Annotated in this window: 15 protein-coding genes; 8 read left to right on the top strand and 7 right to left on the bottom strand. The window is 75.3% G+C overall.

Annotated features, from left to right (window positions below):
• Nucleotides 1–42: 42 nt before the first annotated feature.
• Nucleotides 43–798: a helix-turn-helix domain-containing protein gene (locus tag IE332_RS05980; protein WP_189914010.1), complete on the top strand. Its 756-nt coding sequence runs from the start codon at nucleotides 43–45 to the stop codon at nucleotides 796–798.
• Here IE332_RS05980 and IE332_RS05975 read toward each other — a convergent pair.
• Together IE332_RS05975 and IE332_RS05970 are read right to left on the bottom strand one after the other, a co-directional pair.
• A complete protein-coding gene (locus IE332_RS05975; protein ID WP_189914009.1) occupies nucleotides 777–1214 on the bottom strand; it encodes a hypothetical protein in 438 nt (145 codons plus the stop codon). The genes IE332_RS05980 and IE332_RS05975 overlap by 22 nt on opposite strands.
• A 164-nt stretch (nucleotides 1215–1378) precedes the next feature.
• Nucleotides 1379–1969 carry a TetR/AcrR family transcriptional regulator gene (locus tag IE332_RS05970; RefSeq protein WP_189914008.1) on the bottom strand — a complete coding sequence of 197 codons (591 nt, stop codon included), beginning with the start codon at nucleotides 1967–1969 and terminating at the stop codon, nucleotides 1379–1381.
• Between the two features lie 167 nt (nucleotides 1970–2136).
• Here IE332_RS05970 and IE332_RS05965 point away from each other — a divergent pair, with 167 nt between their 5' ends.
• Entirely contained in the window at nucleotides 2137–3096 is a 960-nt protein-coding gene (locus IE332_RS05965; protein ID WP_189914007.1) for an NADP-dependent oxidoreductase, read from the top strand.
• Nucleotides 3097–3186: 90 nt separating this feature from the next.
• On the opposite strand, the gene IE332_RS05960 is transcribed toward IE332_RS05965, so the two are convergent.
• Nucleotides 3187–4338: a Cmx/CmrA family chloramphenicol efflux MFS transporter gene (locus IE332_RS05960; RefSeq protein WP_189914006.1), complete on the bottom strand. Its 1152-nt coding sequence runs from the start codon at nucleotides 4336–4338 to the stop codon at nucleotides 3187–3189.
• 425 nt (nucleotides 4339–4763) lie between these two features.
• Between IE332_RS05960 and IE332_RS05955 the strand changes: the two genes are divergently transcribed.
• The 4 genes from IE332_RS05955 (at nucleotide 4764) to IE332_RS05940 (ending at nucleotide 7433) form a co-directional block, all read left to right on the top strand.
• The gene (locus tag IE332_RS05955; RefSeq protein WP_189914129.1) at nucleotides 4764–5306 is read left to right on the top strand and encodes a GNAT family N-acetyltransferase; all 543 of its coding nucleotides are present in this window, start codon (nucleotides 4764–4766) and stop codon (nucleotides 5304–5306) included.
• 44 nt (nucleotides 5307–5350) lie between these two features.
• Nucleotides 5351–5959 (top strand): hypothetical protein, encoded by a 609-nt coding sequence (locus IE332_RS05950; protein ID WP_189914005.1) that lies wholly within the window; start codon nucleotides 5351–5353, stop codon nucleotides 5957–5959.
• A gap of 120 nt (nucleotides 5960–6079) precedes the next feature.
• Nucleotides 6080–7000 (top strand): DUF6891 domain-containing protein, encoded by a 921-nt coding sequence (locus IE332_RS05945; protein WP_189914004.1) that lies wholly within the window; start codon nucleotides 6080–6082, stop codon nucleotides 6998–7000.
• A gap of 139 nt (nucleotides 7001–7139) precedes the next feature.
• A complete protein-coding gene (locus IE332_RS05940) occupies nucleotides 7140–7433 on the top strand; it encodes a hypothetical protein (RefSeq protein ID WP_189914003.1) in 294 nt (97 codons plus the stop codon).
• 55 nt (nucleotides 7434–7488) lie between these two features.
• Here IE332_RS05940 and IE332_RS05935 read toward each other — a convergent pair whose 3' ends face one another.
• From IE332_RS05935 to IE332_RS05925, 3 genes are all read right to left on the bottom strand, one after another.
• Complete coding sequence (locus tag IE332_RS05935; RefSeq protein WP_189914002.1) at nucleotides 7489–7998, bottom strand: DUF3995 domain-containing protein; 510 nt, start codon at nucleotides 7996–7998, stop codon at nucleotides 7489–7491.
• A gap of 305 nt (nucleotides 7999–8303) precedes the next feature.
• Nucleotides 8304–9230, bottom strand: a complete 927-nt coding sequence (locus IE332_RS05930) for a diacylglycerol kinase (protein WP_189914001.1) — start codon at nucleotides 9228–9230, stop codon at nucleotides 8304–8306.
• Nucleotides 9231–9406: 176 nt separating this feature from the next.
• On the bottom strand, nucleotides 9407–10975 hold the full coding sequence (locus IE332_RS05925) for an FAD-binding oxidoreductase (protein ID WP_189914000.1): 1569 nt from the start codon (nucleotides 10973–10975) through the stop codon (nucleotides 9407–9409).
• 74 nt (nucleotides 10976–11049) lie between these two features.
• Between IE332_RS05925 and IE332_RS05920 the strand changes: the two genes are divergently transcribed.
• Entirely contained in the window at nucleotides 11050–11667 is a 618-nt protein-coding gene (locus IE332_RS05920) for a TetR/AcrR family transcriptional regulator (RefSeq protein WP_189913999.1), read from the top strand.
• Nucleotides 11664–13298, top strand: coding sequence for a glycerol-3-phosphate dehydrogenase/oxidase (locus IE332_RS05915; RefSeq protein ID WP_189913998.1), 1635 nt, complete (start codon nucleotides 11664–11666; stop codon nucleotides 13296–13298). The genes IE332_RS05920 and IE332_RS05915 overlap by 4 nt, the downstream gene beginning before the upstream one ends.
• On the opposite strand, the gene IE332_RS05910 is transcribed toward IE332_RS05915, so the two are convergent.
• Nucleotides 13286–13822 (bottom strand): hypothetical protein, encoded by a 537-nt coding sequence (locus IE332_RS05910; RefSeq protein ID WP_229928324.1) that lies wholly within the window; start codon nucleotides 13820–13822, stop codon nucleotides 13286–13288. The two genes, IE332_RS05915 and IE332_RS05910, sit on opposite strands and share 13 nt — an antisense overlap.
• Nucleotides 13823–13933 lie beyond the last annotated feature (111 nt).

Below are 13933 nucleotides of genomic sequence, written 5' to 3'. Positions count from 1 at the left end.
GGGGGAATGGCGTGATGCGTGACGGGAGGGTTGGCTGGTGGCGTGGACTTCCCCCAAGCACTGCGCGAGCGCCGTACCGGCCGCCGCCTCAGCCAGCTCGACCTCGCCACCCTGGCGGGCACGACCCAGCGGCACCTGAGCTTCATCGAGTCCGGCCGTTCAGCGCCCGGCCGGGGCATGGTCGTCCGGCTCGCCGAATCGCTGGACCTGCCGCTGCGGGAGCGCAACGAGCTGCTGCTGGCCGCCGGTTACGCCCCCGTCTACCCGGAGTCGCCGCTGGACGGGCCGTCGCTGGCGCCGGTGCGGGAGGCGATCGGCCACGTCCTGGCCGGCCACCTCCCGTACCCGGCGCTGGTGGTGGACCGCCGGGGCGACGTGGTCGCCGCCAACTCGGCCCTGGACGTGATCACCGAGGGCGCCGACCCGCGACTCGTCGGCCCCGGCACCAACGCCTACCGGCTCGCCCTGCACCCGGACGGCATTGCCCCGCGCATCCTCAACTTCTCCGCCTGGGCCCGCCACATCGTCGAACGGACCAGGCATCTCGGCGAACTGCACGAGGAGTTGAGCTCGTACGTGCCCGAAGCCGAGGTGGGGGAGCAGCACTTGGGCTTCGCCGTCCCGCTGGAGCTGCGCACCTCGCTCGGCGAGCTGCACCTGATGACGACGGTCACCACCTTCGCCACCGCCGTGGACGTCACGCTCGCCGAGCTGAAGCTGGAGGCCTTCCTCCCGGCGGACGCGGCGACCGCCGAGGCGCTGCGGGGAACGGTCGCTCAGAGCCCCGGGAACTGGTAGTCGGTGGTGATCCGGCCGTCGGCGTCCAGGACGACGAACTCCTCGCCGCCGCCGACCGGTTCGCCGTCGGCCACGGTCACCATCTCCCAGCCGAAGCGGACGACGTCCCGCAGCCGTACGGCGTCCGGCCGGGCACGGAAGGTGAACTCGCCGGACGCCACGAACTCCTCGTGGGCGCGGGCGACGCGGAACTCCAACTCCTCGTAGCCGCGCGCCTCCAGGACGGGCTCGGCGAAGCCGACCCGGACGGCCGCCTCGCGGGCCTCGACGGGCGGGTGCAGCAGGTGCACGCCGCCCTCGGCCCACAGCCGCTCGATCGCCTCGCGGCGCGCGCCGGCGTCGGGCTCGGTCCACAGGGCGGCGTAGCGGTCGGCGAGTCGCTGGGCGCTGGTGGCGGCGGAAAGCTCGGTGGTCACGGGGGCTCCTCGGAAGGTTCGCTCGGTTGCGGTGCTCCCCATCCTCGGACCGGGGCGGAGGACGGACAATTCCCGCCGGGGAATGGCCGGTTGGCGTCGGTGGCTCGGTCGTCTGGTCGTCTGGTCGTCTGGTCGTCTGGTCGCCTGGTCGCTTCGTCGCTCGGTCAGGGGCGGGGCCGGAGTCCGTCCAGCACCAGCCGGAAGAGGTGGTCCCGGCGTTCGGCGAGGGTAGGGGCCTGGTCGGTGATCCAACTCAGCGCGTTGGCCAGGGCGAAGAGGTCGAGGGCAGTGACGTCCGGGCGGATCACGCCCTCCTGCTGGGCGGCGGCGAGCAGTCGCCCGCCCGCCTGGCGCATCCGCAGGCAGAGCGCGTGCAGGGCGGACTCCGGGTCCGAGAGGGTCGCCATCAGGGTCGCGGGCAGGCCGTGGTAGGCGCCGGCGTCGAGGGTGAACTCGTGGAGCCAGTCGGTCAGCGCGCGTTCGGCCGGTTCGGTGGCGGCGAGGGTGTCGGCCCGGGCGGCGAGGTGTTCGAAGCGCCGGCCGAGCAGTGCCTCCAGCAGGTCCTCGCGGGTGGGGAAGTGCCGGTAGAGCGTGCCGAGGCCGACCCCCGCGCGGCGGGCGACGTCCCGCAGGGAGGCCTGGGTGCCCTGCTCGGTGACCAGGGTGGCCGCCGCGGCCAGGAGGTGGTCCCGGTTGCGCTGGGCATCGGCGCGGGGCGCGCGCGGCTCGGCGGGGGCGTGCGGTTCACGGGGCATGGGGTTCCTCGCCGTTGACAATCGGAGCACTGCTCCGGTTAATCTCTTCCGGAGCACTGCTCCGGATTCTAGCCGGGGCCGTCCGTCCTGCGTTGGGGAGACACATGGGTACGGAGGAGTCGACGACCGAAGAGTCGACGACCGAAGGCACGACGACCGAAGGCACGATGAAGGCCGCTCGGCTGCACGCCTTCGGCGAGCCAGAGGTGCTGGAGTACGAGGACGTGCCGCGGCCGGCACCGGGGCCCGGCGAGGTCCTGGTCCGGGTCCACGCCGCGGGCATCAACCCGCCCGACTGGTACACGCGGCGCGGCTTCGACAACATCCCGGCCGAACTGCGGCCGGCGCTGCGCCCGCCGGTGATCCCCGGCAGCGACGTCTCCGGCGTGGTCGCGGCGGTCGGCGGCCCCGACACCGGGTGGAGCGTCGGCGACGAGGTCTTCGGACTCGTCCGGTTCCCCGGGTTCGCCGCCGGCTACGCCGAGTACACCGTCGCGCCCGCCGCCGACCTGGCGCGCAAACCGGCGGCCCTCGACCACATCGAGGCCGCCGCCGTCCCGATGGCCGGGCTGACCGCGTTCCAGTTCCTGCACAAGCGCCTCGGCTACGAAGGCGGCGGACCGGCCGTGGTCGTCGGAGCGGCCGGCGGGGTCGGGCACCTCGCGCTCCAGCTCCTGCGCCTCGCCGGGGCGCGGGAAGTCATCGCGGTCGCCTCCGGGCGGCACGAGGAGTTCCTGCGCGGGCTGGGCGCCGACCGTTTCGTGGACTACACCCGCACACCGGTCGCCGAGGCGGTCGCGGACGCCGACCTGCTGGTCGACACCGTCGGCGGACCCGAAGCCCACCGCCTGCTGCCCGCCCTGCGGCGCGGCGGCCGGCTGGTCTCCGTCTTCTTCGGCGACTACCGGCCCGAGCGGGCGGCCGAACTCGGCGTGGTGCTCCCGGAGGGGAGGTGGCAGGTCCGCTCCAGCGGCAGTGACCTCAGCGAACTCGCCGCGCTGCTCGCCGACGGGCGGATCCGGGTGGCCATCGACGGCGTGTACCCGCTGCGCGAGGCCGCGGCCGCCCACCGCAGGGCCGAACAGGGGCACATCCAGGGCAAGATCGTGCTCCGCGTGGTCGAGTAGGGTTCCGGGGCACCCGGCGGGGTGACGTCGGGCGGCAGGCGGCAGGCGGCAGGCGGCAGGCGTCCGACGTCGGCCGTCCGACGTCAGCCGTCACCCGGCGTCGGGTGCCCGGAGCGCGGCGATCAGCAGGGCGGCCGCGACGAGGAGCCCACCGGCGTAGAACGGGCCGAGGTCGCCGGCCGCCGTGCCGAGTGTGGCGGCGGCGAGCAGCGGGCCGGCGGTCGCGCCGAGGTTGAGGGCGGCGGTCGCGTAGGCGCCGGCCATGGTGGGGGCTCCGGCCGCCTCGTACAGGACCCGGGTGATCAGCGTGCCGCCGACGGCGAAGGACAGCGTGCCCAGCAGGAACACCAGGGGCAGCAGGGCGACCGGTCGGTCCGCGAGGACGGCGAGCGCGGGCCAGCCCACGACCAGCAGCGGGCCGCCGACCGCCAGGACCGCCCCGGGGCGCCGGTCCGCCGATCGCCCGACGATCGTGACGCCGACGAACGATCCGGTACCGAACAGCACCAGGACGACGGGCACCCACAGCGCGCCGAGCCCGGCGGCGCCGGTCACCACGGGGGCGAGGAAGGTGAAGCCGCCGAAGGTCGCCGCGTTGACGAGGGCGGCGAGCAGCATCGGGCGCAGCAGCGCCGGGCGGCGCAACTGCCGTAGCTCCGCGCGCAGGGCCGGGGTGTCGGACCCGTCCGTGGACGCGGGCCCGGCCGGGAGGCACCGGGCGAGGCCGACGGCGGCGGGCAGGCAGAGTGCGGCGACCGCCCAGAACGCGGCGCGCCACCCGAACAGCGCGCCGAGGACCGCACCGCCCGGTACCCCGGCGACCGTGGCCACCGTCGTTCCCGACAGCAGCACGGCCAGCGCCCGGCCCTTCCGGTCCGCCGGGACCAGCGTGGCGGCCGTGGTCAGTGCCACGGCGAGGAACCCGGCGGCGGCCAGCGCGGCGATCACCCGGGTCGACAGCAGCAGCGGGGAACTCGCGGTCAGCGCGCCCACCACGTGCGCGGCCGCGAACAGCAGCAGCAGGCCGAGCAGGCTGCCGCGCCCCGGCCTCCTGCGGGCGAGCGCGGCCGTCAGCGGGGCGCCGACCGCCATCCCGGCCGCGAAGGCCGAGGTGAGGCCGCCTGCCGTGGCGAGGCTGACGCCCAGGCCGGCGGCGAGGTCCGGCAACAGGCCGGCGAGCATGAACTCCGAAGTGCCCATGGCGAACACGGCCAGGGCGAGCAGGTAGAGCGGACGGGGCATCGAGGGGCTCCGGGGCGAGGAGAAGCAACGAGGGACGACGTCTCGTCACCGCGCTCAGCCCCCGAAGGCCGGCCCGCACGCGAAGCGGCGCCCGCGCGGCTCTTCCAGCGCGCGGGCGCAGGGCGCGAGCAGGGCTCAGCGCCTCAACGGGTACGGGGGTGCAGGGGGCTGACGGCGTGACCGAAAGCCCCCACCCTGGATGCCTCAGGGCTCGACATGCTCCGCACACTACCCGACGGGTCCACCGCCCGGCACCAGGATATTTTCCGCTTGCCCCGGCGGGCGGGGTGCCGTTGGGTGGCCGCATGAACGCACCACTGAACGCACTTCTGAACGCGGCGTCGGACGAACCGTCGAGCGCGCCGCTGAACGAACCGCCGAACGAGCTGCCGAACGCGCCATCGAGCGCGCCGTCGAGCGCGCCGCTGAACGAACTGCGCACCGAACGCCTGCTGCTCCGCCGCTGGCGGGAGTCGGACCTCGCCCCGTGGGCCGCGATGAACGCCGACCCGGAGATCCGGGAGCACCTCGGCGGTCCGCTCACCCGGGAACAGAGCGACGCCTCGGTGGCGCGCTTCGAGGCGGCGATCGAGCGGCGCGGGTACGGATGGCTGGCGGTCGAGGTGCGGGAGAGCGGCGAGTTCGTCGGCTTCGCGGGCCTGGACGACATCGAGGAGACGGACCCGGTCGACGGCGTCGAGATCGGCTGGCGGCTGGCCCGCTCCGCCTGGGGCCACGGCTACGCCACCGAGGCGGCCCGCGCCGTCCTCGGGTACGGCTTCGACACCCTCGGCCTCCCGGAGGTCCTGGCCATCACCACCGCCGCCAACCACCGGTCCCAGGCGGTGATGCGCCGCCTCGGCATGACCCATGACGCCGCCGAGGACTTCGACGACCCCGACGCCCCGCAGGGGCCGCTGCGCCGCAACGTCGTCTTCCGGCTGCGCCGGGAGGACGGGCTGTCCTAGGCTGGCCGGGACGTGCGGTGGGGGCCGCCCGGGGTGGGGGACCGATGAGGCTTCGGGGAAGGATCGGCGGCGTCCTGGCCGGCAGCGCCCTGCTGCCGTTGCTGGTGTGCGCGGTGGGGCGCCGGGAGTCCCGGAGCGGTGGGCGGACGGCGGTGGCCGACGCCCTGGACCGGCCGGTCCCACTGATCGCCGTGACGGCCGTCCTGCTGCTGGTAGCGGCCCTCGTTCGGCGGCGGTGGGACCTCGTCGGCGGGACGGCGGCGGGGGTCGGGGGCATCGTGCTGGTGGGCGCGCTGGGTCTCCTCGCCCTCCACACGGCCTTCGTGGAGCCCTCCACGCAGACCCGGACGAGCTCTCCGGCGCGGGCGGACCAAGTCCTGTTGGTCGTCCACCTCGGTGGTCCGGGTGCGGAGACGGAGGCGCAGGAACGGCGGATCACGGTCGAGTCCGGCAGCGGTCTGTCGGCCCGCCGTTGGCACCTGCTCGACCTGCCGGAGCGGTTCCCGGATGAGGGGGCGTTCGTCTCGGCGGGCTGGACCGACGCCGGCCACATCCGGATCGCCACCGACACCGGCTTCCGGGTGTTCGGCATCGACCCCGACACGGGCGAGCCGACCCTCACCGAGAGCGTCGGCCGGGTCAAGGCCTCCTAGCGGGCCCGGCGCGGGGCCGTCGCGTACCCGGCCGGCCAGTCGGCCTGATCGCGGGCGCACCGTCCCTGAACTGCGGGATCGGCCGGGGTGATTGTCAGTGGCGTGTGCAAGGGTGACCCCATGCTGGCGATCACGGTGCAGACGAACGACGGGGAACGGCGCTCCCGGCTGAGCGCGGACGAGCTGGCGGGGCTGGTCCGGCGCATTGGCGCGGAGGACGACCGCTTCCTCGTCGTGGAGCGGATACCGGACCTGCCGGACGTGTACGTCCAGGTGTGGCACGCCGAGGGCGAGGAGTACACGCTGGAGCACCGTGACGGCTCCGCCCAGCGGCACTTCGAGGTGCGGCTGGACGCGCCCGGGCCGGTCGTCGAGGCGATGACGGCCTGGGCGCGCGGCGAGGCGGGCTGGGGAGCGGGCCTGGACTGGCAGCCGCTCGACATGGGCCCGGCACCGGAGCCGGTCCCGCCGCCGGAGCTGGACGCGGGCGAGCGGCGGGAGTTGGAGGAGCGGCTGCGGCTGACCCTGGCCTGCGGCTACACCGACCGGGCCCGGCTCGCCGAGGAGGCCGAGGAGTACCTGGTGTCGAACGGCCGCCGGCCGCTCTCGCGGGCCCAGGCCGAGCAACTCGCGGACCGGCTCTGGCTGGAGCGCGTCGGCGAGCAGACCGGCTGGATCGGCGAGACCGACCCGGAGCGCCTCGCCCGAGCCTTCGCCGCTCTGGACGCGAGCGGAATCACGGCCCGGGAGGACTTCACCTGCTGCCGCTCCTGCGGTGAGGCCGAGATCGGTGCCGCCGGCGCCCCGGACGCCCGCGGCTTCGTCTACTTCCACTCCCAGTGCACCGAGTCCGCGGCCGCCGGGCACGGTCTCTCCCTCCTCTACGGAGGCTTCGACGGTTCGCCGTCGACCACCACCGCGGTCGGCCACGAGGTGGTCGCCGCGCTCACCGCCGCCGGCCTGCCCGCGGTCTGGAACGGCGACCCCTCGCACGCGATCGAGATACGCCCGCTGCTCTGGCGCCGCCGCCTGGGCAGCTGACCGGGCCGAACTGCCGTACGCTCCGTGGTCCATGACGGCGTTCGACGGGCCGGGGGGCAGGGTGCTGCAACGGGGGCAGGTGCCGCGGAGCAACGCGCGGGAGCTGTGGGGCGCGTTGCCGAGAGGTGTTCGGCGACAGGTGGTCACGGCCGCGCGGAGCGGGCGGGGCTGGACGGACCGGCGGGTGGCGGCGGTGGCGGTCGGCTGGGCCTGGCAGGTGCTGGGCGCCCCGGGCGCCCGCCGGAGGCCGGGCCTCGACGAGGCGCTGCGCTACGTGCTCGACGCGGTCATGCGCACCGGTCCCGGTGCGACGGCGGGCGTGGACGTCCTGGACGGTTCCCCGGACCACGACGTCAACCCGCTGGTCCGTCACTGGGCCCGGCGGATCGAGGCGGCCAACCCGGTGCGGGACACGGCCGACGAGGGGCGGTAGGACCCGACGGCGGCGTCGAGGCCACGGCCCGCTTCCGCTCTGCTCGGGCGCGCTCTCAGCGGGTGCGGTCCTCGCGCAGCCTGGTCCGAGCGGCCACGCCGAGCATGACGCCCCACAGGACGAAGAGGCCGTACCAGAACAGCCCCCAGGCGGCCTGCGGGTGGGCGTCCTTGGTGGCGAGGGCGGGAGCGGAGACGACCCGCCCGGCAGCGAGCAGGTACTGCATCGCGAAGTAGGTGAAACCCCACAGGGTCATGCCGACTGAGGCGGTCAGGGACAGGGCACAGAGCGTACGGCGGGGGAGCCGGCGGCCCCAGGGCCGGACCAGGGCGAGCGCGCCGACCGCGCCCACCACCGCCACGGCGCCCATCACCCAGTAGCCGATCGCGGCTTCCCAGGTGCCGTGCGGCGCGGAGGCGAAGTCCCCGGGGAACGTGGCGGCGATCCCGGCACCCCACCAGAAGTGCGGCGCCGCGTAGGCGAGTGCGGCTGCGGCGGCCGCATATCCCGGCCAGGTCCGGCCACGTCCGTGGTACGCCGGGGCCGTCGGCGTCACCGTTGTCATCGACGTCGTCATTGGCGTCACCGCCGTCATTGCCGTCGTCATGGTTTCCCCCGAAGTCTCGTCTGGCGCGGTGCGGCTGCCTGAGGAACTCTGCCGGAACGGGCCTGCGGACGACTCAGCCGTCGGGACGAACCTGCCTCCCCCGCGCAGGGGAGACGCCGGCCGTCCGAGGCGGTGCGTCGAGTGGGGAAACCCGCGTCGAAGGCTCGTGACGGCACCGGCGGGGATGAGCGGCGCGCATCGGGTGACGACGGTGGCTGTGCCGCGGTCCGGTCCGGTTGGGTTCGGGCCGCGGCTTCAGCGTCTCACGGCACCAGCAGGTGCAGGGCGTCCTTTCGCACCGTCACCTCGACCGGCAACGACGCGATGAACTCGCCGTCGGCGTAGGCGGTGATGCCCGGGGACTCGATGCGCAGGGACTCGGCGCGCAGGGTGGTGACCTCGGGGCGGGTGGTGTGGGTGCCCTTGAAGAGGGTGGGGAAGAAGCGGGCGATGCGCAGGCGGGGCATGGCGTCGACGAGGGTGACGTCGAGCAGGCCGTCGTCCGGGAGGGCGTCGGGGCACATGAGCATGCCGCCGCCGTAGCTGCGGGTGTTGCCGACGGCGGCGAGGGTGAGGTCGCGTTCGATGACGGTTCCGCCGGCGAGGGTGATCCGGAACGGCAGCGGGCGCAGGTTGGCGAACTCGATGAGGATCGCCAGGTTGTAGCGCATCCGGCCGCGCGGCCAGCGCAGGCGGTTGGTGCGGTCGCTGACCAGGGAGTCGAAGCCGGTGGCGAGGATGGAGCCGAACCAGCGGACGGCGCCGTCGGGGCCGGTGACCCGGCCGAGGTCGACGGTGCGGGTCCGGCCGGCGGCGATGACGTCGGCCGCGGCCTCGGGGGCGTCGAGCGGCAGGCCGTACGCGCGGGCGTGGTCGTTGCCGGTACCGGCCGGTACGACGCCGAGCGGGACGGCGGTGCCGGCGAGGGCCTGCAGGGCGAGGTTGATCATGCCGTCGCCGCCGACCACGGCCACCGCGTCCACGCCGCCCGCCGCCGCCTCGCGGGCGAGGCGGACGGCGTCCTCGGCGGAGCTTCCCGCGTGCTCCTCGACGTCGAGGCCGAGGGAACGCAGACGGGCGACGGCCCGCCCGGCGGCGGGGCCGGCGTGGCCGGCGCCCGCCGCCGGGTTGGTGAGGACGGCGACCCGGCGGACGGCCCTCGGGCCGGCCTCGCCATGAGGTCCGCTCATGTCATGAGACCTGTTCATGTCGCGGGACCCGACCGTGCCATGAGACTTGCTCATGTCACTGGACTCGCTCGCTTCATGAGACTTGCTCATGCCATGAGCCTCGCTCACCTCATGCGCTCTGCTCGCCTCATGAGGCTCACTCACCTCATGAGACTCGCTCATCCCATGAGGCCCGCTCACGGGATCAGCTTGCCCGGGTTGAGGATGCCCGCCGGGTCGAGCTCGGCCTTGACGGCACGCAGGATGCGGACGCCCAGGTCGCCGATCTCGTCGGTCATCCAGGGGCGGTGGTCGGCGCCGACGGCGTGGTGGTGGGTGATGGTGCCGCCCGCGCCGGTGATGGCGTCCCCGGCGGCGCGCTTGGCGGCGCCCCAGGTGGTGAGCGGGTCCTCGCCGAGGGCGGCGACCACGGTGAAGTAGAGCGAGGCGCCGGTCGGGTAGACGTGCGAGATGTGGCAGAGCACGAGCGCGCCGGGCAGGGTGGCGGTGAGCGCCTCGGTGACGGCGGTGCGCAGGGCGGCCAGCCCGCTCCAGTTCGCGGCCGTCTCCAGGGTCTCGCACAGCGCGCCGGCGCTGAGCAGCGAGTCGCGCAGGTAGGGCGCGTTGTACCGGCCGTGCTCCCAGGCCCGGGCGGGGGCCTCGCCGAGCGAGGTGGCGCCGGCGGCGAGCAGGACCTCGCGGGTGGCGTGGTGCCGGGCGGCGACCTGTTCGGCGTCGCCCTCGAAGACGGTGACGGCCAGGCAGCCGCTGACCGCCGGGGCGCCGCCGATCTGCTCGGTCATGGCGAGGTTGACCATGGTCTCGGCCTCGTCGGAGAGCCGGATCACGGTCGGGCCGGTGCCCTGCTGCTCGACGGCGCGCAGCGCTGCCGTCCCGGTGGCGAAGTCGGGGAAGCTCCACGCCTCGTACGCCTTGACGGCGGGCAGCGGGTGGACGCGCAGCCGGACGGCGGTGATCACGCCGAGGGTGCCCTCGGAGCCGAGGAAGAGCTGGCGCAGGTCGGGCCCGGCGGCGGAGGCGGGGGCGCGGCCGAGGTCGAGCACACCGGCGGGGGTGACGACCCGCAGGCCGCGCACCATCTCGTCGAAGCGCCCGTACCCGGCGGAGTCCTGGCCGGAGGAGCGGGTGGCCGCGAAGCCGCCGATGGTGGCGTAGCGGAAGCTCTGCGGGTAGTGGCCGAGTTCCCAGCCGCGTTCGGCGAGGAGGGCTTCGGCGGCCGGGCCGGTGAGGCCGGCGCCGAGGACGGCCTCGCCGGAGGTCTCGTCGAGGTCGAGCAGCGCGTCGAAGCGGCGCAGGTCGAGGGAGACGACGGCGTCGAGGCCGCCGCGGTCGGGGTCGAGGCCGCCGACGACGCTGGTGCCGCCGCCGAACGGGACGACGGCGACGCGGTGCTCGGCGCAGACCGCGAGGACGGCGGTGATCTCCGCCTCGCTGCCGGGCAGTACGACGGCGTCGGGCGCGTCCTGGGGGTCGCGGCTGCGCCGGCGCAGCAGGTCGGGGGTGGACTTGCCGCCGGCGCGGGGCAGCCGGTCGGCGTCGGCGGTGCTGACGTGGGTCTCGCCGACGGCGTCGGTGAGCGCCTTGAGGGCTTCGGCGCCGATCCGGGACGGGCGCAGCCGGACCTCGTCGGCGCCGGGCCCGGGGGCGGCGCCGCCGGTGACGCCGAGGGCGGCGGCGAGCAGTCCCTTGACGTCGGCGGACAGCTCCTTGGCCAGGGCCGGGTCGCCCCAGGCGTTCCACTTCATCGGGGGGAGCGGAAGCGCGGCGCCCGCCGGTCCCGCTTGCGTCTCAGGTGCCATGCGTTACAGTTTCACACATCATGTCAAGTAGTAACGCCGAGCCGGCGACCGCAGCAGAGCAGCCCGGCACCACCGGGACCCGCAGCACCGACGACGCGATCCTGGACGCGGCCGCCGACCTGATCGTCCATCTCGGCGTGCGCCGCACCCAGTTGGCCGAGATCGCGCGCCGCGCCGGGGTCAGTCGGCCGACCGTCTACCGCCGCTGGCCGGACGTCCGGGCGGTGATCGGCGCGCTGCTCACCCGCGAGATCCTGCTCACCCTGGAGGGCGCCGAGCTGGACGTCCAGGACCGCGAGACCTTCGTGGACCGGGTCGTCGAGGTCTCCGTACGGCTGCGCGACCACCCGGTGCTCGGCGCGCTGCTCCGCTCCGACGACTCCGACCTGCTGCTCGAGTACGTCGTCGAGCGGCTCGGCGCGAGCCAGCGCGGCCTGCTGGAGGCGCTGCGCGCCGGCATCGAGCGGGGCCAGGCCCAGGGCTCGATCCGGGCCGGGGAGCCGCTCGAACTGGCCGCCATGGTCCTGCTGATCGCCCAGTCCACCGTCCAGTCGCACCGCATGGTCGCCTCCCTGCTGCCCGAGGCGGCCTGGCGGCGCGAACTGGCCAGAGCACTGAACGGATACCTCGCGCCATGACGACGCCCACCCCGGCGCCCACCCCGGCACCCGCGACGGCGCACACCCCGACGACGCCCACCCCGACGCCCGCGACGACGCCCGCCGTCGGCCCCTTCGCGGGAACGAGCCGGCTCAACGCCGCCCGCCGCACCCTGGAGCTCGGGGCGCTCGGCGACGACCCGCACGTCGACCTGCTGGTGATCGGCGGCGGCGTCACCGGCGCCGGGGTGGCCCTGGACGCCGCCTCGCGCGGCCTGCGCACCGTCCTGGTCGAGTCCCGCGACCTGGCCTTCGGCACCAGCCGGTGGAGTTCCAAGCTGGTCCACGGCGGCCTGCGCTACCTCGCCTCCGGCCGGATCAAGGTGGCCCGGGAGAGCGCGGTCGAGCGCGGTGTGCTGATGACCCGCACCGCCCCGCACCTGATCCGCGCGCTGCCCCAGCTGGTGCCGCTGCTCCCGGACCTGCTGCGCCCCGGGCAGGGCGCGCTGATCCGCGCGGGCTTCCACGCCGGGGACGCGCTGCGGGTCAGCGCCGGCACGCCGGGCGCGCTGCTGCCCCGGATGCGCCGGATCGACGCCGCCCGCACCCGGCGGCTGGTGCCCGCCGTCCGGACCGCGGGCCTGCGCGGCGCGCTGGTCGCGCACGACGGCCAACTCGTCGACGACGCCCGGCTGGTGGTCGCCCTGGCCCGGACCGCCGCGCAGTACGGCGCGAGCGTGCTGACCAGGGTGCGGGCCGAGGCGGTCACCGGCACCTCCGCCCGGCTGGTCGACACCCTCACCGGCGAGGGACTGACCGTCCGGGCGGGCGCGGTGGTCAACGCCACCGGTGTCTGGGCGGGCGAGGTGGACACCTCGATCACGCTGCGCCCGAGCCGCGGCACCCATGTCCTGGTGGACGCCGGGATGCTGGGGAACCCGGCCGCCGCCCTCACCGTGCCGGTGCCCGGCTCGACCAGCCGCTTCGTCTTCGCCCTGCCGCAGCAGCTCGGCCGGGTCGCGATCGGGCTGACCGACGAGGACGCCCCGGGCCCGGTCCCGGACGAGCCGCAGCCCACCGAAGCCGAGCTGGCCTTCCTCCTCGACACCGTCAACGCCGCCCTCGCCACCGCGCTGACCAGGGCGGACGTCATCGGCGCCTACGCCGGACTGCGTCCGCTGATCGACACCGGGGGCGGCAGCACCGCCGACATCTCGCGCGAGCACGCGGTGCTGGAGTCCCCGTCCGGGGTGGTCACGGTGGTCGGCGGCAAGCTCACCACCTACCGTCGGATGGCCCAGGACGCGGTGGACACCGCCGTCCGGCTGCGCGGCCTGCCCGCCCGTGCCTGCTGGACGGCCCGGCTGCCGCTGGTCGGCGCCCCGGGGCACCGGGACAGCCGCCCCCTGCCCGTACGGGAGGCGCCCGCCTCGCTGCTCGCCCGGCACGGCGGCGCCGCCCACGAGGTGCTGGCCGCGGGCGACTCGGCGCCGCTGGTGGAGGGCCTGGACGTGACCCGCGCCGAGATCGCGTACGCCGTCACCCACGAGGGCGCGCTGGACGCCGCCGACGTGCTCGACCGCCGCACCCGGATCGGACTGGTCGCCCGGGACGCCGACCGGGCGCGGTCGGCGGTCGAGGAGATCCTGGCGGAGCGTCAGGAGGGCTGAACCGGAACGGCCCGCGGGAAGGGCGCGAGGTCCGGTTCGACCCAGGTGGTCCGGGCGCGCTCGTCCGCGAGCGTCCCGGGCCGGTAGTGGCGGGCGAGCAGTTCCTTGTCGAGCAGCTCGGGGTGCCGGGCGGCGAACTCCTCGAACCCCTCGGACTCCTTGAAGTCCTTGAAGCACGTCGAGGCCTCGTGGTTCTCGCGGCCCTCAAGGCCCTCGTGCCGCTCGGAGTCCGGCGCGTCGCCGACGTGGTGGGCCACCAGCTCGACCCAGGCCCGGGTCATGGTGACGTGGAACTTCCCGGGCGCCCCGGCCGCGGTCGCGGTGCGCAGGATGCCGTCGGCGATCAGGTCGAGGGCGGCGCCGGCACCGTGGCGGCGCACGGCGAGCCAGGTGAGGCGGACGTGCTGGCGGTGGCCGAAGCGCTCGGCGCCGGTCATCGCCTCGCGCAGCAGGGCGCCGAAGGCTTCGGAGGCCTCGGGCGTGGCGGGGGCGGCGGGGGCGGCCGGGACGGCGGGGGTGGTCATGCGGCGGCTCTCGTCGGGGTTCGGGGCGGGGGCGGCCCGGGAAGGACCCGAGGCGTGCGGACGGGAAATCGTAACGTTCCGTGGCATTCAGGGGCGAACCGTCCGGCCCGG

This window comes from Kitasatospora xanthocidica (assembly GCF_014656195.1).
Lineage (GTDB): Bacteria > Actinomycetota > Actinomycetes > Streptomycetales > Streptomycetaceae > Kitasatospora > Kitasatospora xanthocidica.
Note: the sequence above shows the minus strand (reverse complement) of the source record. Positions and strands in the feature narration are given on the sequence as shown.

What these genes read in the sequence shown, in the direction of transcription:
- IE332_RS05970 (WP_189914008.1), bottom strand. Translation starts at nt 1,969, where the DNA reads ATGCCCCGTGAACCGCACGCCCCCGCCGAGCCGCGCGCGCCCCGCGCC.
- IE332_RS05965 (WP_189914007.1), top strand. Translation starts at nt 2,137, where the DNA reads ATGAAGGCCGCTCGGCTGCACGCCTTCGGCGAGCCAGAGGTGCTGGAG.
- IE332_RS05960 (WP_189914006.1), bottom strand. Translation starts at nt 4,338, where the DNA reads ATGCCCCGTCCGCTCTACCTGCTCGCCCTGGCCGTGTTCGCCATGGGC.
- IE332_RS05950 (WP_189914005.1), top strand. Translation starts at nt 5,351, where the DNA reads ATGAGGCTTCGGGGAAGGATCGGCGGCGTCCTGGCCGGCAGCGCCCTG.
- IE332_RS05945 (WP_189914004.1), top strand. Translation starts at nt 6,080, where the DNA reads ATGCTGGCGATCACGGTGCAGACGAACGACGGGGAACGGCGCTCCCGG.
- IE332_RS05935 (WP_189914002.1), bottom strand. Translation starts at nt 7,998, where the DNA reads ATGACAACGGTGACGCCGACGGCCCCGGCGTACCACGGACGTGGCCGG.
- IE332_RS05930 (WP_189914001.1), bottom strand. Translation starts at nt 9,230, where the DNA reads ATGAGCGGACCTCATGGCGAGGCCGGCCCGAGGGCCGTCCGCCGGGTC.
- IE332_RS05925 (WP_189914000.1), bottom strand. Translation starts at nt 10,975, where the DNA reads ATGAAGTGGAACGCCTGGGGCGACCCGGCCCTGGCCAAGGAGCTGTCC.
- IE332_RS05920 (WP_189913999.1), top strand. Translation starts at nt 11,050, where the DNA reads ATGTCAAGTAGTAACGCCGAGCCGGCGACCGCAGCAGAGCAGCCCGGC.
- IE332_RS05915 (WP_189913998.1), top strand. Translation starts at nt 11,664, where the DNA reads ATGACGACGCCCACCCCGGCGCCCACCCCGGCACCCGCGACGGCGCAC.
- IE332_RS05910 (WP_229928324.1), bottom strand. Translation starts at nt 13,822, where the DNA reads ATGACCACCCCCGCCGTCCCGGCCGCCCCCGCCGCCCCCGCCACGCCC.